Source organism: Cellulomonas xiejunii (assembly GCF_024508315.1).
Lineage (GTDB): Bacteria > Actinomycetota > Actinomycetes > Actinomycetales > Cellulomonadaceae > Cellulomonas > Cellulomonas xiejunii.
Window position 1 is genome coordinate 2,474,683 of sequence record NZ_CP101987.1, and the last position, 20,608, is coordinate 2,495,290.

Below are 20,608 nucleotides of genomic sequence, written 5' to 3' on the forward strand. Positions count from 1 at the left end.
GTCGCGCACGGCACGTCGCGACGCCGCGACGGCCGCGTGCGGGAACGCCGTTCTTCCCGCGTCGCGGCGGGTGCGCCGTGCGACGGACGTCGCACGGCGCACCCGTCAACGGCCTCTCAGATGTAGTCCTTGCAGCAACCGCCGGGCCCGTTGAGGGACACCGAGGCGGTCACTGCAGGGGCGCCGACAACGAGCGAGCCGACGATGGCGAGAGCGGCGATCGCGCTGGCGAGGTGCTTCATGGCGTTCTCCTGTCAAGGGGCTTCCTGCTCCCTGGGGACGTCATACCGACGGCCCGCCAGGGTCGGGACACGTCGTCGACAGGGTGACACATCACCGCGATCCGCGCGAACACCCCAACCACCCGAACGTGTACGCCCAGATTCCACCCTGCGACCAGATGATCACATGTCCGGACTTGTGGTGTCATAGGGGCCATGACATCGGATGGTGCTGACGCGACCCTGGCGCAGCTCGGCGCAGCGGTCGACGCCGCGATCCCGCGTGCCCTGAGACGCGCCTGGGCGCAGCACATCGCGCACGAGCCGGTGCTCGTGGCACGCCAGGGCATCTACTCCGCCCACGGACGTCCGTTCGCCTACCAGTTCTCCTACCGGTCCCCCGGGCACCACCCGGAGATCGCCCGCACCTGGGGCCGGACCGAGCACGAGCGCGCCACGGACCACGTCCTGCGCGCGACGTTCGGCCGCGCGGACCTCGAGCACGTCGCGCACGGCCGCCTGCTGTTCATCCGGTGCCCGCGCGCGCACCTCCTGGGAGAGCTTCCGCTGCCCGCCCGGCCCGACCGCCTGGTGGTCGAGGTCAGCACCCATGCCGAGGTCGACGCCGCCGCGTTGACGGGCTTGCGCCGCCTGCGGGAGCAGGGCTTCCGGATCGCCCTGCCCGCCTTCACGGACCGACCCGAGCAGCGCCGCCTGCTCCCGCACGTCGACTTCGTCAAGGTGGACGTGCGCGACCTCGACGTGGAAGGACACCCGGTCGTCCGTGTCGCGCGCTCGTTCGGCGCGATGCTCGTCGCCGAGTACGTCGAGTCACCCGACGCGCTGCGGCACGCACGCGACCTCGGGTTCACGCTGTTCCAGGGCAACCTCATCGAGCGTGCCGGCGTGCTGGACCGGGCCGGTGCCCGCCTCGTCGGCAACTGAGCACCGGATCCCCCCCACCGACGCGCGACCCTTTCCCGCTCGTCGTGGGCTGATCGGGTGATGTCTGCGAGACCAGCGTCATGAACCGTCAGCACCACGCTCTCCCATGGTGTGACACCCCACCGATCCGAGACGCACCGCCCGGTCGCGCGCCAGCCCATCCGTCGCCCCGACGGTGACGTCCTGGGCCACGAGTACCTGTACCGCTCACGGTCCGGTCGCACCGCCGGCGTGGACCGCTGGTCGGCCGCCCGGCAGGACGCCGCATCGGCGGCGGTGCTGCGCACGCTCTACGGCCGCAGGACGCCGTGCGGTACGGGGCTCGTGTTCGTCAACGTGACGCGCGCGTTCCTGACAGGTGAGCACCCACTGCCTCCTGCGGACCACCGCCTCGTCCTCGAGGTGGTCGAGTCCGTGCCCGCCGACGCGGCCACGATGGCAGGGCTGGCCCGGCTGCGGGACCGCGGCTACCGCGTCGCGCTCGACGACTGGACGGCGTCACCCGCGCAGCGCGCGATGCTGTGCCACGCCGACTTCGTGAAGGTGGACTGCCGGGACCTCGATCGGCTCGGTGGCGCAGGGCTGCACGAAGCGCGAGCCTGCGGCGCGCAGCTGGTCGCCGAGCGGGTCGCCGACGAGCGGCTGCAGGAACGGTGCGTGGCGCTGCGGTTCGACCTGCTCCAGGGCTACGCGCTGGGCAGGCCCGCCCTGATCGCCGCCGCTGCGTGATCGCCGGTCCGGACGTCGGGCGTCCGGCGCCGGCTAGCGGTCCGCTGCTCCCGCGACCCGCAGCACCGCCCGCTCCACGGCGAACCGCGGGTCACGACCCTCGCCCTTGACCTCGGCGTCCGCCTGGGCCACGGCCGCGATCGCGACCGCGAGACCCTCCGGCGTCCACCGGCGCAGGTCCTGCGTGGCACGGTCCACCTGCCACGGAGCCATGCCGAGCTCACGGGCCGCCGCCGCACCGCGGCCACGTACCGCCCCGACCTTCGCGAGTGTGCGCAGACGCGCGGCGACGGCTGCGACGACGGGCACCGGGTCGAGCCCCGTCGCCAGGGCGTGCCGGAGCAGCGCCACCGCACGGCCCGCGTCGCCCGCGACGGCTGCGTCGGCGACCTGGAAGCCGGTGGCCTCGACGCGGCCCCCGTGATAGCGCTGCACGGCCTCCTCCCCGATCAGCCCGGTGGTGTCGGCGACGAGCTGTGCGCACGCGGCGGCGAGCTCCCGCAGGTCGGAGCCCACGGCGTCCACGAGCGCGCGCACGCCGCGCGGGTCCGCGCGCCGCCCGGCCCGCTTGAGCTCCTCCGCCACGAACGCCGCCTTGTCGGCGTCGGTCCGCACCGACTCGCACCCGATGGTCGGGATCTGCTCCCGCTTCGCCGCGTCGAGCAGGCGCTTGCCGCGCTGCCCACCGCCGTGCCGCAGCACCACCACCACGTCGGGCACCGGTGCGGCGAGGTACGCCTCGGCGTCGACGAGCAATGCGTCCCCGGCGCGCTCCACGCCCTCGACGACGACGACCTTGGCCTCGGCGAACAGCGACGGGCTCGTCAGGACGGCGAGCTCGCCCGCCGCGTACGTCGCGGCGTCGACCCGCGTGACCTCGACGTCCGGGTCGTTGGCGCGCGCCAGCTCGACGATGCGGTCGCACGCGCGCTCGGCCAGCACGTGCTCCGGGCCACTCACCAGGACGACTGGCGCGGGGGCGGCCTGCGTCCACGGGACTCCGGCGGACGCACCGCCCGCGCGGCCGCGCGCGGATCCTGAGGCGCTGCGGGACGGTCGTGCTGGGGTGCGGGCTGCCACGTGGACCAGCCTGCCACGCCTCACCCACATCACCGCGCCCGGCCGGCGTCCCGGGACTCACGTCGACGGCGCCCGACGCAGCGCGAGCACCGCCACCCCCACGACGACGAGCACGGCCGCCACCGCTCCCCCCACTCCCGGCCACCACGCGAGCGCGGCACCCGGCATCCCGGCCGCACCACGGGCCACCCCCGCGATCCACCAGCACGCGGCTCCGGCACCCGCCGCGGCCACGTCGGCCGCTGCCGGCCACGGTGCCGCGAGCAGCGCGGCGAGCAGCCCCAGCACGGTCGCGGGCGCCACCGCGGGCACGACCGCGATGTTCGCGGCGACGGACCACGGTCCGAGCGTGGGCCACAGCGCGAGCGTCACGGGCAGGCACCCGACCTGGGCCGCGACCGGCGCCGCCAGCAGTGCGGCGAGGTCCCGGCCGCACCGTGCGGCCCACACCTCCACGAGCGGTCCACCCAGCACGACGAGACCCGCGGTCGCGGCGACCGAGAGCACGAAGCCGACGTCGAGCGACAGCCACGGGTCGGTGACGAGCAGCGCGACGACCGCGCCGGACAACGCTGCCGGTCCGGCCGCGCGCCGCCCCGCGAGCAGGCCGACGAGGCCGACGCCGCCCATCACGGCGGCCCGGACCACGCTGGGTTCGGGTCCGACCACCAGCAGGAGCCCGGCTCCTGCTGCCGCCGCCGCGGCGGCACGCACCGGCAGCGGCGCCCCCGCGGCCGCTGTGACGGCCAGCACCAGGGCGCCCAGGATCGCGAAGTGCGCACCGGACACGGCGGTGACGTGAGCCAGCCCGGCGGCGCGCATCGCGACGACCAGGTCGGCCGGCACCGCGTCGGTGTCCCCGACGGTCACCGCAGGGAGCAGCCCGCGGACGTCCGGCGGCAGGGGTCCCGCAACGGTCCGCGCGCCGTCGCGGACCTGTCCGGCCCACGTGTGCATCGCCCGCGGTGGTCCGGTGACCACGGGTTCCTCCCGCAGCCGCACGCGGAGCGCTGCACGCTCGTCCGGCGCCGACGCGGTCGGGACCCCACGCAGGTGGACGGCCGCGTCGAGAGGCGCACCCTGCGGTCCCGTGACGTCCACCGGCAGCCGCAGGCGGTGCCATGTCCCGTCCACCCGGACGGCGGACGCCATGACCGTGAACCGCACCACCGAACGCTCGTCACCGCGCACCTGCTGCGGCCCGACGGACACCCGACCGACGACCTCGACCGAGCGCTCACCGTCCACCGCCGTGAGGAGGAGCCCAGGCGCCCGGGCCTCCTGCGCCGCGGCACCCGAGACCAGGACCACGGCCGCCGTCGCGAGACTCATCGCGGCCGCCGGCAGCACGTGCCGCCGCCGCGGCACGTCGTGGCCGCCCCGCTCCACGGCTCGCCCGCAGCCGGTCGCGACCACCCGCACGGCCGCGCCCAGCACGACGATCCCGGCCACGGCGACCAGGAACCCCGCCGGACGTGCCGCCCGGGCCGCGACCTGCGGGGCGAGCACGACCAGCAGCGCTGCGCCCCAGGCGGCGAGCGCCGGGGGGACGAGCCGCAGGTCGACCGCCACGGACGCAGCCGCGGGGCCGCCCGTCACACCCGCACCCGTGTCCGGAGGTCGGCGAGCAGGGCCGGGCCGATGCCCGCCACGTCGTCCAGCTCGTCGACCGTCGTGAACGGCTGCGCGGTGCGGTGCTCCACGATGCGCCCGGCGAGCACCGGGCCGACCCCCGGCAGCTCCTCGAGCTCGGCTGCCGACGCCGCGTTGAGGTCGACGAGCCCGTCCGACGCGTCAGGCACCGCCGCGACCACCGCGGCACCGACCACCGGCACGACGAGCTGCTCGCCGTCGGCCAGGACGCGGGCCAGGTTCACCGTCGCCAGGTCCGCCTCGGGGGTGCTCCCGCCCGCTGCGGCGATCGCCTCGGCGACCCTCGCGCCGAGGGCGAGCCGCACCACGGCGGGCTGCGCGACCGCGCCGACCACGTGGACGACGACCTGGTCCGGCACGTCGACCGGCTCCCGCGCCCCCGCGTCGGGGCCGACCACCGCGGGCGTCGGGACGGCGACCGGCTCACCGCGTGGCGCGGCAGCCGCGCGCAGCACGATCCCTCCCATGACGAGTGCGAGCACGAGGACGGCGGCGCCGGCCGTCCGCCAGCCCGGCGCCCAGCGGACGACCGCCGCCGGCACCGGGGGTCGTGACGCGGCGGCGACGGCCAGTGCCGAGGTCACGCTCGGGTGCCACGGGTCCGCGTCGGGCTCGGCCAGCGGCGGGTGCACCGGCGGGTGCGGCACGGGTGCGTCACCGGTCGGCTCGTCGTGCGCCGGTGCCACGGGACCACGGGCGCGCGCGACCGGCGGGGCCCCGGCGGACCGGTCGCCGGGTGCGGGAGGACGGGGAACCCAGCCCGTGACCGCGGCGGACGCGGGTGTCGACGACTCGCCCCCGGGCCGTGCATCCCGGACGTCCTCCAGGTGGGCGGCGAGCACGGCCAGCCGACGCGCGACGTCCGGCGGGACACGGGAGCGGTCGAGGGGCACCCTCGGCACGCTAGGAGGCCGACGGCACCGGCGGTCGACGGGCGGTCGGTCCGGTGGACGACGCACGTCCTCGAGGGGGCTGTGGTCGGCTCGCCGTCGACCTCACGTGCGCGGCGCGACGCCGCTCGTGACCGACCTGACCGGTCAGTACAGCTAGACGTCCGCGACGACGACCGCGAGCAGACCGGGCCCGACGTGCGCCGCGAGAACCGCGCCCGCGTCGGCGACGAGCACGTCGGCCGTCCGGACGCCCACGGCGAGCGCCAGGTGGGCGGCGACCTCCTCGGCGGCGTCGGCCGGTCCGACGTGGTGCACGGCGAGGCGCGCGGCGGGTCGCCCCGCGAGCTCGGCGAGAGCCAGCTGCTCCAGCCGGTCGCGCGCTGCCTTGCGCGTGCGGACCTTCTCGCACACGACCAGCCGACCGTCCTGCACCGACAGGATCGGACGCAGTCCCAGGACGGTGCCGAGCGCCGCGGCGCCCGCGCCCAGGCGCCCACCCCGGCGCAGGTGCTCGAGCGAGTCGACGAGGAACCACACCCGGGCGCTCTCGGCAGCCGCCCCGGCGACCTGCGCGACCTGCGCGGCGTCGGGCCACACCGGCGCGGGCCCGGCGCGGTGCACCGTGCGGGTCACCCACCGGCGGACAGCCCCGCCGAGACCGTCGTCGGGCGGCTCCTGCGGCCCGTCGTCGAGCGGTGTCCGGGCGTGCTGGGCAGCGGCGAGGGCCGCGAAGCCGAGCCCGAGCGCGGCGGTCCGCGAGTCCACGACGCGGACCGGCACCGGGCTGACGGTCGAGGCGGTGCGCGCCGAGCGCACGGTCCCGGACATGTCCCCGGACAGGTGGACCGACACGATCTCGTGCGCACCGGCTGCCGCGGCCCGCTCGTAGGCCGCCGCGAACGCCGAGGGCGGCGGCTGCGACGTCGTGACCTTCGCTCCCCGTTCGAGGGCGTGCAGCAGCTGCTCCGGGCTCACGTCGACCCCCTCGGCGTACCACGCGCCGTCGATGCTGACGTCGAGGGGCACGACGTGCAGACCGACGTCCTGCGCCAGACCCGGCGGCAGCGCGGCCGTCGAGTCCGTGACGACCGCGACCCGGGGGTGGGGCGGCACCGACCCCGGGCTCAGACCGGCACCACGTTGACGAGCTTCGGTGCGCGCACGACGACCGTGCGCACGTCCCGGCCCGCGAGCGCGCGCTGCACGCCCTCGTCGGCGAGCGCGAGCTCGCGCAGCTCGTCGTCACCGACGGACGGCGCGACCTCGGCGCGGCCCCGCACCTTGCCCTGGACCTGGAACACGCACGTCACGGTGTCCTCCACCAGGTACTGCGGGTCGGCCTGCGGGTAGGTGGCGTGCACGACCGACTCGTCGTGACCGAGCCGGGCCCACAGCTCCTCGGTGACGTGCGGTGCGACCGGCGCGGTCATGACGACGAGGGCCTCGACGACCGACCGCGGCGCGCGCTCGAGCGTCGTCAGGTGGTTGTTGAGGACGATGAGCTTGGCGATCGCGGTGTTGATCCGCATCGCCGCCATGTCCTCACGCACGTCGGCGATCGTGCGGTGCAGGACGCGCAGCGTCTCGACCGGCGGGTCGTCGTCGGAGACGACCACCTCACCGGTGGTCTCGTCGACCACGTTGCGCCACAGGCGCTGCAGGAACCGCTGGGCCCCCACGACGGCGCGCGTCTCCCACGGACGCGACAGGTCCAGCGGACCCATCGACATCTCGTAGACGCGCAGCGTGTCGGCGCCGTACGCCTCGTACATCTCGTCCGGCGACACGGCGTTCTTCAGCGACTTGCCGATCTTGCCGTACTCGCGGTTGACGGGCTGCCCGTCCCACCGGAAGCCGGTCGGCGAGCTCTCGTCCTCCACGACCTCGGACGCGGGCACGTACACGCCGCGCTCGTCGGTGTACGCGTACGCCTGGATGTAGCCCTGGTTGAACAGCTTGTGGAACGGCTCGGCACTGCGGACGTGGCCCAGGTCGTAGAGCACCTTGTGCCAGAACCGGGCGTAGAGCAGGTGCAGGACGGCGTGCTCGACGCCGCCGACGTACAGGTCGACGCCACCGGTGGAGCCCTCCGGCTGCGCGCCGTGCCCCGGGCCCATCCAGTACTCCTCGAGGGCGGGGTCGACGAGCACGTCGTCCGAGTGCGGGTCCAGGTACCTCAGGTAGTACCAGCACGAACCTGCCCAGTTGGGCATCGTGTTGGCGTCCCTGCGGTAGCGCTTGGGCCCGTCGCCCAGGTCGAGCTCGACGTACAGCCAGTCGGTGTTGCGGCCCAGCGGGGGCTCGGGCTCGGACTCCGCGTCGTCCGGCGCGTAGGTGCGCGGGGAGAAGTCCGGAACCTCGGGCAGCTCGACCGGCAGGGCCGACAGCGGCAGGGCGATCGGCGTGTCGTGCTCGTCGTAGACGATCGGGAACGGCTCGCCCCAGTAGCGCTGCCGGCTGAAGAGCCAGTCCCGCAGCCGGTACGTGACCGTCCGCTCGCCAAGGCCCTTGCCCTCCAGCCACGCGACGATGCGGTCCTTCGCCTCGTCGACCTCCAGGCCGTCCAGGCTGATCTCCGCGTTGGCCGAGTTGATGACCGTGCCGCTGCCCGTCCGTGCGCCCGGGGGCGTCCCCTCGGGTGCGTCGACCGTGTAGACGACCGGCAGCCCGAAGGCCTCGGCGAACTGGAAGTCGCGCTCGTCACCGCCCGGGACCGCCATGATCGCGCCCGTGCCGTAGCCCATGAGCACGTAGTCCGCCGTGAAGACCGGCAGCAGGTCGCCGTTCACCGGGTTGGCGGCCAGGTGGCCCGTGAAGACACCGGTCTTGCGTCCCGCGTCCTGCTGACGCTCCACGGCGGTCTTGGCCGCCGCCTGGCGGCGGTAGTCGGCCACGGCGTCCGTCGGTGAGACGTGCCCGCCCGTCCAGGCGCTCGACGTGCCGTCAGGCCACTGCGCGGGGACCTCGTCCAGCAGCGGGTGCTCGGGCGACACGACGAGGAACGTGGCACCGAACAGCGTGTCGGGCCGGGTCGTGAAGACCTCGACCTGCTCGCCGCCCTGCACCGCGAACCGGACGCGGGCGCCCGTCGAGCGTCCGATCCAGTGCCGCTGCATCGACTTGACCTTCTCGGGCCAGTCGATGCGCTCGAGGTCGTCGGTCAGGCGGTCCGCGTACGCCGTGATGCGCATGTTCCACTGCCGCAGGCTGCGCTGGAACACCGGCATGTTGCCGCGCTCGGAGCGTCCGTCGGACGTGACCTCCTCGTTGGCCAGGACGGTCCCCAGACCCGGGGCCCAGTTGACGGGGGTCTCCGACAGGTACGCCAGGCGGCGCGTGTCGACGACGCGGCGGCGCGTGCCCTCGTCCAGGTCGGCCCACGTCGCGCCCTCGGTGACGCCCTCGACGTCGGTCGGAAGCGGCCGGGTACCGGCGGCGTACTCCTCGACGAGCTCGGCCACGGGACGTGCGCGGCCGGTGCCGCCGTCCGGACGGACCGCGTCCTCGTCGTACCAGGACTCGAAGATCTGCAGGAAGATCCACTGCGTCCAGCGCACGTAGTCGGGGTCGATGGTCGCGAACGACCGGCGCGGGTCGTGCGCGAGACCCAGACGGCGCAGCTGGCGCTGCATGATCGCGATGTTCGCCTCGGTCGTCACCCGCGGGTGCTGGCCGGTCTGCACGGCGAACTGCTCGGCGGGCAGACCGAACGCGTCGAACGCCAGGGCGTGCAGCACGTTGTCGCCGCACATCCGCCGGAAGCGCCCGACGACGTCCGTCGCGATGTAGCCCAGGGGGTGGCCGATGTGCAGCCCCGCGCCCGACGGGTACGGGAACATGTCCATGACGAAGAACGGGCGGGCCGCCGGGTCGGCGTGGCGACCGCGGCCGTCCGTGAGCGGGCCGACCGGGTTGGGCGTGAAGAACGTGCCGCGCTTCTCCCACTCGTCCTGCCAGCGGAGCTCGATCTCCTGCGCGAGGGCAGCGGTGTAGCGGAACGGGACGTCGTCGGGGGCCGGGGTCGGGGACTGATCGCTCACCGGTGAATCGTACCGACGCCGCAGACTCCCACGCCCCGGTGGCGGGGCCGGGTCCCTAGGATCGCCTCATGGCGGACAGCACCGAGCAGACACCGCAGGCCGCGCGTCTCGCCGAGCTCGAGGCACGTGCCGCCCGCGCCGCGGCCGACGCCGCGGCGGCACGAGCAGCGGCGGCCGAGGCGGAGGCCGTCGCCGCCGCCGCGGCGCTGGCCGCTGCACGCGCGGGGGACGGCGCGCCGTCCCCGGTGCCCGCGGCCGACGCGGTGGCGCCCGCCCCCACCCCCGAGACGCCGGCGCCCACCCCCACGCCCGACCGCGCCGCCGCCCCGGACGTCGCAGGCAGCGACCTGTCGGCGCACGCGCGCGAGATCGCGGACGGCTACACCTTCGAGGGCCCGGTGCTGCCGCTCGGCGTCCTCCTCGAGGACGGCACGCCCACGCCGCAGGCCGTGGTCGCGCTGCCGCTGGGCATGCTCAACCGGCACGCGCTGGTCGCGGGCGCCACGGGCACCGGCAAGACCCGCACGCTGCAGCTCATGGCCGAGAGCCTGAGCACGGCCGGGGTCCCGGTGTTCGTCGCCGACGTCAAGGGCGACCTGACCGGGCTGGCGGAGCCGGGGGTGCCGTCCGACAAGCTCACGGCCCGGACCGCGTCCGCCGGGCAGCAGTGGACGCCCGCGGCCTTCCCGGTCGAGCTCTACGCGCTCGGTGGCGTGGGCGACGGCGTGGCGATGCGCACGACTGTCACCGACTTCGGCCCGCTGCTGCTGGCCAAGGTCCTGGGCCTGAACGCGACGCAGGAGTCGAGCCTCGGCCTGGTCTTCCACTGGGCGGACCAGCAGGGTCTGGCACTGCTCGACCTGGCCGACCTGCGCACGGCGCTGCAGTGGCTGACGAGCGACGCGGGCAAGGCCGAGCTGCGGGGCATCGGCGGGCTGTCCTCGGCGACGGCCGGCGTGATCCTGCGTCAGATTGTCGCGCTGCAGGGGCAGGGTGCCGACGCGTTCTTCGGCGAGCCGGCCTTCGACGTGGCGGACCTGCTGCGCACGGCGCCCGACGGCCGCGGCATCGTCTCGGCGTTGGAGCTGCCGGGCGTGCAGGATCGTCCGGCGCTCTTCTCGACGTTCCTCATGTGGCTCCTTGCCGAGCTGTTCGAGGTGCTCCCCGAGGTGGGCGACCCGCAGAAGCCGCGGCTCGTCTTCTTCTTCGACGAGGCGCACCTGCTGTTCGCGGACGCGTCGAAGGACTTCCTGGCCGAGGTCGTGCGCACGGTGCGGCTCATCCGCTCCAAGGGCGTGGGCATCGTCTTCGTGACGCAGAGCCCCAAGGACCTGCCGGCCGACGTCCTGGGCCAGCTCGGCAGCCGCGTGCAGCACGCGCTGCGCGCCTTCACGCCGGACGACGCGAAGGCGCTGCGCGCGGCGGCGCGCACGTACCCGTCGTCGCAGTACGACCTCGAGCAGGTGCTGCAGCAGCTCGGCACGGGTGAGGCCGTCGTCACCGTCCTGAGCGAGGAGGGCGCGCCGACACCCGTCGCGTGGACGCGGCTGTACGCGCCCCAGGCCTCGATGGCCCCGGCCGCGCCGGCCACCGTCCACGCCGCGATCGCGACGTCCCCGGTGGCTGCTCGCTACGCGCAACCCGTCGACCGGGAGTCCGCGCACGAGCTCCTGGGTGCCCGCATGGCGCGTGCGGAGTCGGACCGCGCCGCGGCACAGGCTGCCGAGCAGGCGCAGAAGGAGGCCTCCCGTCAGCAGCGCGACCAGCAGCGGGCTGGCGCCACCGGTCGGGCTCGCTCGAGCCGGTCCAGCACGGGCAGTGCCCCGCTCGACGCCTTCCTGCGCTCGGCCGGCACGCAGCTCGGGCGGGAGATCACGCGCACGATCTTCGGCACCCGCCGGCGCCGCTGACCTCAGTCGCGGGCGGCGAGCCAGATCGCGCTCGCCGCGACCTCCCCCAGCTCCACCCGGTCGGGCCGCCCGGCGGGGAGCACGCTGACGACTCCGGTGACCGCGCGCCGCTCGTCGAGCGTCACCGGGGCGTCGAGCACGAGCCCGACCCCCTCGAGGTACCGCAGCAGCTCGGGGTCCGCGTCGGAGATCCGCGCGACGCGGTACTCCCCTGGCTCGACCTCCCACATGACGCGCGCGTCGGGCAGGTGGACCGTGCCGTCGGCCGCAGGGATCGGGTCGCCGTGCGGGTCACGGTCGGGGTGCCCCAGCAGGTCGGCGACGCGCTCGACGAACCGGTCGCTCACCGCGTGCTCCAGGACCTCGGCCTCGTCGTGCACCTCGTCCCAGCCGTAGCCCAGCTTCTCGACGAGGTAGGTCTCGATGAGGCGGTGCCGACGGACCATCGCGACCGCGTGCGCACGACCAGCCGCGGTGAGCTCCACCGCACCGTAGGGCCGGTGGGACACCAGCCCGGCGTCGGCGAGACGCTTGACGGTCTCCGAGACCGTCGAGGCCCCGACACCCAGCCTGCTCGCGAGCAGCTTGGTCGTGACCGGCACGTCGGACCACTCCTGCGCGCCCCAGATGACCTTGAGGTAGTCCTGGGTCACCGCGGACAGGGGGGCAGCACTCTGTGACACGAAACCAGCGTAGAGGGGTCAGGAGCCGTCGACGCTCCAGTGCCAGGCCTCCCCCGGCAGGTTCTTCAGCCCGTACTCCCCGGCGTGCTCCTTCAGCCACGCGTACGCCGCGGACCCGTAGGTCAACGAGCGGCCCCCCGAGGTGAAGTCGATCGCGAGCCCGCGCTCGTGGCGGGAGCTGCCCGGCCGCGCGGTGCTCGGCGAGCACGCGGACGCCGCCTTCTCGTACACGTCGGCGTCCGTCGGGCCGCAGTGCGCGCGGCGGAGCGCGATCTGCTGCTCGGGGCTGCGCCACCCGCCGCCGCCCAGCTCGACCCCGTCGGCCGTCGCCGCGGCCACGAGGGCGTCGACGGTCGCGGCGAGGCACGGGTGCACGCGGATCCCGCTGCGGGTGCGCACGATGTCGCCCTCAGCGACAGGTCCGTCGACCAGCGCGCAGTCGGTCGGCTGCACACCCGTGGGGACGGTCGGCGGCACACTCTCCACGACCAGCTCCTCGGGGACGCCCACCTGCCACAGCACCTCGCCCTCCGCGGAGACGAGCAAGACGGCGGTCTCCTCCATCACCAGGCGCGCACCGGGGTTCCCCGCCGTGCCGCTCGTCCAGACGGGTGTGCCTGCGGCGTCGAGCAGCACGAGGTCACCGTCCTCCTGCAGCCGGAAGGTCGTCCCGGTGTCCGTCGAGGACGACCAGACCGGTTCGTCGTCCCAGGTGGCGACGAGAGCCCCGGCGGCGATCCGAAGCGCGAGGTGGCCGGAGGGCGAGCCCAGCGACGCGCCCACCGAGAGCTCCCCACCGACGTCCATGGCGGACGGGCCGATCGGTGTGTCCGAGCTCCACACGGGCGTGCCGGCAGCATCGAGCAGCACGAGGTTGCCGTCGTCCTGCAGCGCGAGGGAGGCCGGGCCGATCCCCGCGGTGCGGCTGCGCCACACGACCTCGCCACCCTCGTCGAGGGCCACGAGGTTCCCGTTCTCGCGGAGCTCGAGCGCCGTCGCTCGCACCCCACCTTGCGGCGCGGCGGAGTTCGACCCCGACTCCGACTCCGACTCCGACTCGGACTCAGACTCCGACTCGGACTCAGACTCCGACTCGGACTCCGACTCGGACGTGGGCGCGGGCTCGGACACGGGCGTCCACCGCGCGACGCCGTCGGGGCCGCTCAGCTGCACGCCCGCATCCGGGTCGACGAACAGGGTGTGCCGCCCGTCGGGTGACGACAGGACGTCGCCGGGGTCGAGCCGGTCGGGGCCGACGAGCGTGGAGGGCACCACCGCCGTGCCGCTGCCCCACACGACGCTGCCGTCGGGGCTCTCCACCACCATCTCGCCGTCGTCCCGCAGCCGCAGCGTCCCCTGGGAGCCTGCCGTCGCGGTGCTCCACAGCACGGCGCCGTCGGGGGCCACGAGCCGCACGTCCCCGGTCGCGTCCGCGGTGAGCGTCGCGCCCGCCACGCCCCGTCCCGACGACCAGCGCACGACGTCGTCCAGCGCGTACAGGCCGAGCGAGCCGTCGGGCTGGACGACGAGCACGTGCCCACCACCCGGTGCCAGCAGCCCGTCGCCCGGTGCGAGCTGCTCACCGGGGCGCAGCACGTCCTCACCCGGTCCGGCCCACGCGGGCACGGCACCGGCCAACAGCAGTCCTGCCGTGACAGCCACGACCGCGACACGTCGCACGCGCACTCCCCCCGTGCACGACCCACGCGGACACAGCCATGGACCCGCGGGGCCGCACCGGTCCAGGCCACCATCCGTACGGCGTACGCACAACCCCTGCGGACCAATTCATCCGCGGCTGCGTGCGACCTCACCCCTCCGGCGTCGCGCCGTCCTCCGGCGCCGTCGGGTCGTCCTGCAGGACAGGGCCGAAGCCGACGACGTCCTCGGCGTCCCGCTCCTCGACGACCACCGGCCAGGGCTGCGGACGTCCGACGCTCACGCTCGCGTCGGGTGCGACGCGGACGACCTGGTAGTCGAGGAACCGCCGCGACTCGGGGTCGAAGCGCAGGACGGTCAGCTCGGCGACGCCCTTCAGGGGGCCGACGGTGGGCTGGTTGAGCGTCGCGCCGGCGGTGCTCGACGACACGTACCGCACGCCGCGACCGACCTGCTCGGGCCCGATGCGCCGGTGGTAGTGACCCGAGACCTGCGCGGCCACGCAGCCGTCGTCGAGGGCCGCGTCCCCGACCGACGGGGAGTGGATCAGCAGCAGGTCGACCTCGCCGTCGTCGCACGCGACGTCCGCGAGCCGCCTGCCCGCCTCGGTCGGCGTCTCGTCGGCCGCGGAGGCGGTGCCCCCGGCGCCGACCCGCGTCTCGTTCGGGTCCCGGTCCCCGAGGATCCGCAGCCCGGCGACCTCCACGACGCCACCGTCGAGGACGATCGCGCCCGCGCGGGCGTAGTGGTCGGTGGTCTCGCGCGAGTCGTGGTTGCCCGGCGCCGTCACCAGGGCCACGCCGGGCGGGACAGCACGTGCGAACGACGTGACGCAGTACTGCTCGACCGAGGTGCCGTTCATCGTCGTGTCACCGGCGTCGAGCACCGCATCGGCCCCGGAGAGCCGCGCGAGCGTCCCGATGAGGGGTGCCATCCCCACGTTGCAGTGCAGGTCGGAGGCCACGACGAGCACGATCGGCTCCACGGGCGGGTCGGGCTCCGCCGTGGGGGACGCGCTCGCCGTCGGCGACGGGCCGGCGTCGTCGGCGGCCGCGGCGTCGGCGGCCGCGGCGTCGGCGGCGTCGGCGGAGTCCTGGGCGGGCACGTCCGCCGTCCCGTCGGGGTCGGTCTCGGCGCCCGGCATGTCCAGGCCGCCGTCCGGGCCGTCGGTGCCCGCGGCGCCGGCGTCGAGCGGCACGTCCTCGCCCGCCGCTCCGTCCGGCGTCGCGCCGGGGGTCGCTGCAGGCGCGGCCGCCTCCTTCGCGGCCTCGTCCGCCAGACGCTCCTCGTCGGCCTCCCAGTCCGCCCACGCGACGGCGAGCGCGTCGTCGGCGCTCCGGTAGAAGTCCTCGTTGGCCCGCCACGCGTCCAGCGCGTACGCACCGTACGTGTCGATGACACCGCCCAGCCGGCCCGTCACCCGAGCACCGTCCAGCGGGGTCCCGGCGAACACCGCGGAGGCGACCGGTTGCGACGCCGGCCGGTCGCGGGGCGCGACGCTGGATGTCAGGACGGTGGCACCGACGACCACCGCGAGCGCTCCTGCCACCAACGGCCGCGACCGCGCGGCGACGCGGTCCCCGAGCTCATGGCGCCGGTCGGGCCCGAGCAGCCACCGCAGCAGCAGCCAGGCGGCCAGCAGCACCAGGAACGCGACCGCGGAGCGGAGGAGCGCGTCGGCGACCAGGGCGTTGGCCACGTCCTGGACGGCGGCCGCGGGGCCGGAGAAGAACGAGACGTACGCGTTGAGGTCCTCGCTCAGCGCCTGCAGCGTGCGCGCCTGCCCGAGCTCGGTGACGCTCGCGGGGATCTCCTGCACGGTCGCGCGGATCCCCAGGGTGGCCGGCAGCGGCGAGTCGATCTGGAGCGTGCCGAGCGGCCCGAAGTCGATGGTGACGGTCGAGTCCGTGGTGACGTCGTACCGGGTGACGTGGGGCCCCAGCGAGGCCTGCACCGACGCGGTCGTCACGCCGAACACGAGCGACGCGAGCACCCCGGCGACGACGAGGCCGACTGCTGCGGCCCACCCGTGGCGCGGCCGCCACGCCCGGACCGCCCGCAGGGCGCGGCCAGCGCCACGCCCGACCCGCTCGCGGGCGTGGTCGAGGGCGCGCTCGAGCCGGCGCCGGGCCGGCAGCTCGCTCGTCGGTTCAGCCATCCTGGTCCGAGCCTAGACGCGCCCGGGCTCGCGTCCGAGCCATGGGGCCGTGGCGGCGCGGCGCACCCACCTGCAGGGCGCGGAGCATCCCCGCCTTCCAGCGTGCCAGGGCGCTCAGGCGCGCTCGTCGCGCCAGCGCACCCAGGCCGCCGCACGCGACAGGTCGTAGTCGGGTCCGCCGGCGCTGCACGTGAACAACCGCACACCGGCCGCGAGCAGCTCGTCGCCGACCTCGTCGGGGTCGGACCCGTCGACCGCGACGGACCGCGTCACCAGCGTGGCGGTGTCCCGTCCCACCGCGGCGCCGTGCTCGTCGAGGATCGCGCTCTTGCGCCGCAGCGTGTCGACGTCACCGAACGAGTGCCAGATGTCGGCGTGCTCGGCCACGACGCGCAGCGTCTTGCGCTCACCCCCGCCACCGATCATCACCGGGATGTCCCGCGTCGGTGCGGGGTTCATCGCCGCCCACCGCGCGCGGATCCGCGGCATCGCCTGCGCGAGGTCCGCGATCCGCGACCCGGCCGTGCCGAACTCGTACCCGTACTCCGTGTAGTCCCGCTCGAACCACCCGGCGCCGATCCCCAGGATCAGCCGCCCGCCGCTGATGTGGTCGACCGTGCGGGCCATGTCGGCCAGCAGGTCGGGATTCCGGTACGAGTTGCAGGTGACCAGCGCGCCGATCTCGACGCGCTCCGTCTGCTCCGCCCACGCCCCGAGCATCGTCCAGCACTCGAAGTGCTTGCCGTCCGGGTCGCCGAACAGGGGGAAGAAGTGGTCCCAGTTGAAGACCACGTCGACTCCGAGGTCCTCGGCGCGGCGCACCGCGTCGCGGATCTGGCCGTAGTCGGCGTGCTGGGGCTGGAGCTGGACGCCGACACGCACGCCGGCCGCGGGGGTCTGGGTCACGCGCCCACGCTAACGCGCGGCCCCCCCGGCGTCGCGGGCTGCGTCACTGGTAGGTGACGAGGTCCGGCACGGGCTGGACCTGGTACGTCTGGACGGGGTCGAGCATGGGCACGTCCTCGTCGTAGAAGTTCTTCCAGCCCCAGGACACGGCGGGGGCGCCGTGGCGCAGCGCAGCCCAGGTGCCGGCCTTCGCGGGCTGGGAGCCCTGGCCGTCGACGTGGATGAGCAGCGCCAGCTCGTCGTGCGACGTGGCGAGACGCTCACGCTCGGAGATCATCCGCAGCGAGAACTGGTGCAGGACGAACATCTTCTGCGGCAGGGCCCGCTCACGCGTCAGCTGCGCGAGCCAGGCGGCGGTCGCGTTGACCTCGTCGATGCCGACGCTCCCGATCTGGCGCAGGTGCACCTGGTCGGGCGCCAGCCGCCACTCGGGGTCGAGCGCCAGGCCGACGTGCGGCAGCGCGAGCAGCTCCTCGTACCCCTGGGCCTGCGTGACGAAGTCCTGGCGGCCCGGCTGCAGGTCGAGCACGACGTACTGCCCGGCCGCCCCCGCGGCCTCGACCAGCGGCCGCAGGTCCTCGACCGACCGCTTCCGGGAGTAGGTGCCGTCGGGCTCCGCGCCGGCGGACGCGATCGACGCGATGATCTCGACCGCGGGCACGACGGTGTCACCGGTCAGCCCTCGGTACGGCGCGGCGTGCTGCTCGGCGCGCGCGAGGGTCGCAGGCACGTCCTGCTCCCCGAGGACCCCGAGCGCACCCGAGCCGGGTGTCCCGTACAGGGCGACGTACTTCTTGCCGGGCTGGCCGGGCACGGTCGGGAACACGAGCTGCCCGCCGCCGGGCAGCTCGGCGCCGGCGCGAGCGGTGGCCGTACGGGCCGCCAGCATCTCGGGCGTGCCGAACGTCTCCCCGAACGCGACGACGGCCGACGGCGCGGCGGTCGCGATCCCCTGCACGGTGGCCGACGACGCGCGGGGGTCACCGCCCGGCACGTCGAGGACCTGGACGCCCAGCGCGCGGACCGTGGCGGCGGCCGCGGGCGGTACGGCGCCGTCCGCGAGCGCGAGCACCCCCGTCGCGACGACCGGTGCGGTGGGCGGCAGAGCGCCCGGTCCCGCGTCCGTGGAAGTGGACGTTCCGGTCGGCGTGGCGCTGGGCGACGGCGCTGCCGCGTCGTCCGCGGCTGCCTCGTCCGCGGTCACCAGGACCGCCGGACGCGGCCCCACGAGCGCCCGGATCGCGGCGCTCTCGTCCCCGGCCGACACCGGGACGAGGTCGCCGAAGCGGTGGCCGGTGGCCGCCGCGAGGGCGTCGGCACGGGCACCGGCGGGCAGCGCGACCGTCCCGACGTCGTCCGGCAGGTCTCCGGTGGCCACGTCACCCACGACGAGCGCGTGACGCGCACCGAGCCGCGCGAGCTCGGGCGCGAGGTCGACGCCGTCGGCCACGAGGAGCACGGGCGCGCCGGTCGCCACCGCCGCCGACGCGGCCGTGAGCACGGCGCCGGCGTCGCCGGCCGGGGCGACGACCACGACGGGGGCCGCCTCGAGCAGCGCGGCCGACGTCGCCAGGGCCGCGTGCGCGTCGTCCCCGGCGACCAGGGACGTGGGCGTACCGCTGGCCGGGGTGGCGCTCACCGGGGTGGGTGACGGTGTCGCCGTCGCCGCGCTCGAACCGGTCGGCGCGGGCGTCGCCGCGCCCCAGCTGCACCCCGCCAGGAGTGCGACCACGAGCGCCACGCTCACGGACGTCACGCGCAGCCGCGCGCCACCGATGTGCTCCACCACGTGCAAACCAGACCTCCCCGGCCGTCGGACGGGTGCACCCGTCGGCTCGCCACTGTAGGCAAGTTGCTGACGGGCGCGTACCGCGAAGCGGTGCATTCCCGGACCGAACGGTCGCCGTGGGCGGGCATTCGTGTGCCGGGGCCTGCACGGACGCCCACCAGAGGGCATCATCCGACGATGGCCCAGTCCTCCCCCGGAGACCCGATCCCCGACGGCACGAGCGCGCACGAGCGACCGGGTGTCTACAGCACGCCGGGCGCGGGCTTCGAGCGTGACACCCGCTACCTGACGACGCGCATCACGGCGGACGGCCGTGACGGCTGGCCGGTCGAGCCCGGCCGCTACCGGCTGGTCGTGTCGCGCGCGTGCCCGTGGGCCAGCCGCGCGATCGTCGTGCGGCGCCTCCTCGGGCTGGAGGACGCGCTGTCGATGGGTGTCTGCGGGCCCACGCACGACGAGCGCTCGTGGACGTTCGACCTCGATCCCGGCGCGGTCGACCCGGTGCTGGGGATCGAGCGCCTGCGCGACGCGTACCTGCGACGGGACCCGCAGTACGCCCGCGGGATCACGGTGCCCGCGATCGTCGACGTGGCGTCGGGCGCCGTCGTCACCAACGACTTCGCGCAGATGACGCTCGACCTGTCGACGCAGTGGACCGCGTACCACCGGCCCGGCGCCCCCGACCTGTACCCGGACGCGCTGCGCGACGAGATCGACGAGGTCGCCGACGAGATCTACCGCGACGTCAACAACGGGGTCTACCGGTGCGGGTTCGCGGGGTCGCAGGAGAGCTACGACCGCGCGTTCACGCGGCTCTTCACCGCACTCGACCGCCTCGAGGAGCGGCTGACGAGTCGGCGCTACCTCGTCGGTGACACGATCACCGAGGCCGACGTGCGCCTGTTCACCACGCTCGTGCGGTTCGACGTCGTCTACCACGGGCACTTCAAGTGCAACCGCGACCGGCTCACCGACCTGCCCGCGCTGTGGGCCTACGCGCGCGACCTCTTCCAGACCCCCGGTTTCGGTGACACGGTCGACTTCGTCGACATCAAGCGCCACTACTACGAGGTCCACCGCGACATCAACCCGTCGGGCATCGTCCCGCGCGGCCCTCGGGTCGGGGCGTGGTTGACGCCGCACGGCAGGCAGGCGCTGGGCGGGCGGCCGTTCGGGGACGGCACGCCTCCGGGGCCCGTGCGCGCCGACGAGCGCGTCCCCCAGGGGCACGGCGCAGAGTGACGGCGGAGCCGTCCGGGCGGGGCGGGGCGTCCCGCGGCTAGAACCCCGTCATCCGGTGGTCGTGCCCGAAGCCGGGCAGGAACGTCGGCCCCCGCTGGGCGAGCTCGGCACGCCAGGCGTCGGCCCAGGTGGCGAACGGCGCGTGCGCGAGCCCGTCGTTGGCGAACCGCGGGTCCGCGGTCACCTCGGTGACGCAGAAGTCCGGGATGGCGAGGTCCGTGACGGGCCCGCCGCGCTCCACCTCGGCGACGACCAGCGGCGCGTTCGCACCGGCGAAGACGTCGACGACCCACCCGTCCTCCCCGAGCCACACGGAGTACCGGACCTTCGCGACCCGGGCGCCGCCACGACGCACCATCTGCACGCCCACCTGGGGGTCGATCTCCCGCTCCGCCTCGTACCGCGTCCCGCCGTTCATCGGCCCCTTGACGGTGACGGCGCAGAAGTCGACCCGGTCGGCGTACCTCTCGAGGAGGGAGACCTCGTCGAGCCCGACGTCGACGCCCGCGACCGCGGACGCCTGCGCACGCACCCGCAGCGCGTACCCCTCGTCGGCCAGGTAGTAGCTCTGGACGATCAGCGCCGGCTCCGCGTCGAGCAGCTCGGCCGGGACGTCACGCGCGAGGAACCGCCGCTCGAACTCGAAGTCGCCGTTACCCGTGTCGCTCATGGCCACCCGTCCGTGCCCCGACGACCCCGG

16 protein-coding genes are annotated in these 20,608 nt (G+C 75.0%); 4 read left to right on the top strand and 12 right to left on the bottom strand.

Translation table 11 applies throughout. From position 1 onward, the window contains the following. Positions 1-116: 116 nt before the first annotated feature. Positions 117-242, bottom strand: a complete 126-nt coding sequence (locus tag NP048_RS11310) for a hypothetical protein (protein ID WP_255619472.1) — start codon at positions 240-242, stop codon at positions 117-119. Between the two features lie 195 nt (positions 243-437). Here NP048_RS11310 and NP048_RS11315 point away from each other — a divergent pair, with 195 nt between their 5' ends. Together NP048_RS11315 and NP048_RS11320 are read left to right on the top strand one after the other, a co-directional pair. Further along, positions 438-1,166 carry an EAL domain-containing protein gene (locus NP048_RS11315; RefSeq protein WP_227575706.1) on the top strand — a complete coding sequence of 243 codons (729 nt, stop codon included), beginning with the start codon at positions 438-440 and terminating at the stop codon, positions 1,164-1,166. A gap of 111 nt (positions 1,167-1,277) precedes the next feature. Beyond that, the gene (locus NP048_RS11320; protein WP_227575707.1) at positions 1,278-1,895 is read left to right on the top strand and encodes an EAL domain-containing protein; all 618 of its coding nucleotides are present in this window, start codon (positions 1,278-1,280) and stop codon (positions 1,893-1,895) included. Positions 1,896-1,928: 33 nt separating this feature from the next. On the opposite strand, the gene holA is transcribed toward NP048_RS11320, so the two are convergent. From holA to leuS, 5 genes are all read right to left on the bottom strand, one after another. Beyond that, the gene (holA, locus tag NP048_RS11325) at positions 1,929-2,855 is read right to left on the bottom strand and encodes a DNA polymerase III subunit delta (protein WP_348519179.1); all 927 of its coding nucleotides are present in this window, start codon (positions 2,853-2,855) and stop codon (positions 1,929-1,931) included. A 177-nt stretch (positions 2,856-3,032) separates the two neighbouring features. Then, positions 3,033-4,574, bottom strand: a complete 1,542-nt coding sequence (locus NP048_RS11330; RefSeq protein WP_256769265.1) for a ComEC/Rec2 family competence protein — start codon at positions 4,572-4,574, stop codon at positions 3,033-3,035. Then, entirely contained in the window at positions 4,571-5,521 is a 951-nt protein-coding gene (locus NP048_RS11335) for a ComEA family DNA-binding protein (protein WP_227575709.1), read from the bottom strand. The genes NP048_RS11330 and NP048_RS11335 overlap by 4 nt, the downstream gene beginning before the upstream one ends. Before the next feature lie 153 nt (positions 5,522-5,674). Continuing rightward, on the bottom strand, positions 5,675-6,634 hold the full coding sequence (locus NP048_RS11340) for a DegV family protein (RefSeq protein ID WP_227575710.1): 960 nt from the start codon (positions 6,632-6,634) through the stop codon (positions 5,675-5,677). Positions 6,635-6,645: 11 nt separating this feature from the next. Beyond that, positions 6,646-9,561 (bottom strand): leucine--tRNA ligase, encoded by a 2,916-nt coding sequence (gene leuS, locus NP048_RS11345; protein ID WP_227575711.1) that lies wholly within the window; start codon positions 9,559-9,561, stop codon positions 6,646-6,648. Between the two features lie 68 nt (positions 9,562-9,629). On the opposite strand from leuS, the gene NP048_RS11350 reads away from it, so the two are divergent. After that, positions 9,630-11,471: a helicase HerA-like domain-containing protein gene (locus NP048_RS11350; RefSeq protein WP_227575712.1), complete on the top strand. Its 1,842-nt coding sequence runs from the start codon at positions 9,630-9,632 to the stop codon at positions 11,469-11,471. Between the two features lie 2 nt (positions 11,472-11,473). On the opposite strand, the gene NP048_RS11355 is transcribed toward NP048_RS11350, so the two are convergent. From NP048_RS11355 to NP048_RS11375, 5 genes are all read right to left on the bottom strand, one after another. Further along, the gene (locus tag NP048_RS11355; protein ID WP_227575713.1) at positions 11,474-12,154 is read right to left on the bottom strand and encodes a metal-dependent transcriptional regulator; all 681 of its coding nucleotides are present in this window, start codon (positions 12,152-12,154) and stop codon (positions 11,474-11,476) included. Positions 12,155-12,172: 18 nt separating this feature from the next. Beyond that, positions 12,173-13,834: a D-alanyl-D-alanine carboxypeptidase family protein gene (locus tag NP048_RS11360; RefSeq protein ID WP_227575714.1), complete on the bottom strand. Its 1,662-nt coding sequence runs from the start codon at positions 13,832-13,834 to the stop codon at positions 12,173-12,175. 130 nt (positions 13,835-13,964) lie between these two features. Next, positions 13,965-15,971: a metallophosphoesterase family protein gene (locus NP048_RS11365; RefSeq protein WP_227575715.1), complete on the bottom strand. Its 2,007-nt coding sequence runs from the start codon at positions 15,969-15,971 to the stop codon at positions 13,965-13,967. Positions 15,972-16,085: 114 nt separating this feature from the next. Further along, positions 16,086-16,877 (bottom strand): LLM class F420-dependent oxidoreductase, encoded by a 792-nt coding sequence (locus tag NP048_RS11370; protein ID WP_227575716.1) that lies wholly within the window; start codon positions 16,875-16,877, stop codon positions 16,086-16,088. Positions 16,878-16,920: 43 nt separating this feature from the next. After that, entirely contained in the window at positions 16,921-18,666 is a 1,746-nt protein-coding gene (locus NP048_RS11375) for a hypothetical protein (RefSeq protein ID WP_227575717.1), read from the bottom strand. Between the two features lie 177 nt (positions 18,667-18,843). Here NP048_RS11375 and NP048_RS11380 point away from each other — a divergent pair, with 177 nt between their 5' ends. Continuing rightward, a complete protein-coding gene (locus tag NP048_RS11380; RefSeq protein WP_227575718.1) occupies positions 18,844-19,908 on the top strand; it encodes a glutathione S-transferase family protein in 1,065 nt (354 codons plus the stop codon). A gap of 37 nt (positions 19,909-19,945) precedes the next feature. Here NP048_RS11380 and NP048_RS11385 read toward each other — a convergent pair whose 3' ends face one another. Further along, on the bottom strand, positions 19,946-20,578 hold the full coding sequence (locus NP048_RS11385; RefSeq protein ID WP_227575719.1) for a CYTH domain-containing protein: 633 nt from the start codon (positions 20,576-20,578) through the stop codon (positions 19,946-19,948). Between the last annotated feature and the right edge of the window lie 30 nt (positions 20,579-20,608).